This window comes from Pseudomonas syringae, assembly GCF_021605415.1.
Taxonomy (GTDB): Bacteria; Pseudomonadota; Gammaproteobacteria; order Pseudomonadales; family Pseudomonadaceae; genus Aquipseudomonas; species Aquipseudomonas syringae_S.
The window spans coordinates 1-596 of sequence record NZ_WKEQ01000100.1 but is presented as its reverse complement, the minus strand read 5'-3'; the positions used below and the strand labels follow the sequence as shown (position 1 = coordinate 596).

At 59.6% G+C, this 596-nt stretch carries 1 protein-coding gene; it reads right to left on the bottom strand.

The window, feature by feature from the left end:
* A partial coding sequence (locus GIW69_RS26180; RefSeq protein ID WP_236485678.1) for an SMP-30/gluconolactonase/LRE family protein occupies window positions 1-596 on the bottom strand: 596 nt, incomplete at both ends.

Genomic DNA, 596 nt, shown 5'->3' with positions numbered 1-596 from the left:
AGGTTGCCCGCTTCGTCGCATTTGATGCCGTCGATTGCGGCGTAGTCCAGCCCTTCGATGTGTTTGCGGCGTTCGCCCAGGGTGCCGTCGTCTTTCACGGCAATCGCCCAGACCAGGCGATTGGGTTTGGCCCGACCTTCGACGACGTAGAGGGTTTTTTCATCGGGTGAAAAGCACAGGCCGTTGGGGCCGTTGAGGTCGTCGATTACCCGAGTGACTTTTTGGCTGTCGCCGTCGATGCGATACACGGCGTGGGGCTGGGTCGGGGTGATCTTGTGGCCTTCGTAGTTGTTGCCGGTCTGGAAGGGCGGGTCGGTGAACCAGATCGAACCGTCGCTTTTGCAGACGATGTCGTTGGGCGAGTTGAAGGGCTTGCCGTCGAAGCTGTCGGCCAGCACGGTGATCGTGCCATTGATTTCGGTGCGTGTGATGCGGCGGCCTTCGCTGGTGGTGGTGGAGCCTTCGCAGACAATCAGACGCCCCTGACGATCCCGGCACATGCCGTTGGAAAAGTTCGAGTGTTCGCGGTACACGGTGAAGGTGTCGGTGATTTCGTCCCAGCGCATGATGCGATTATTGGGAATGTCGCTGACCAA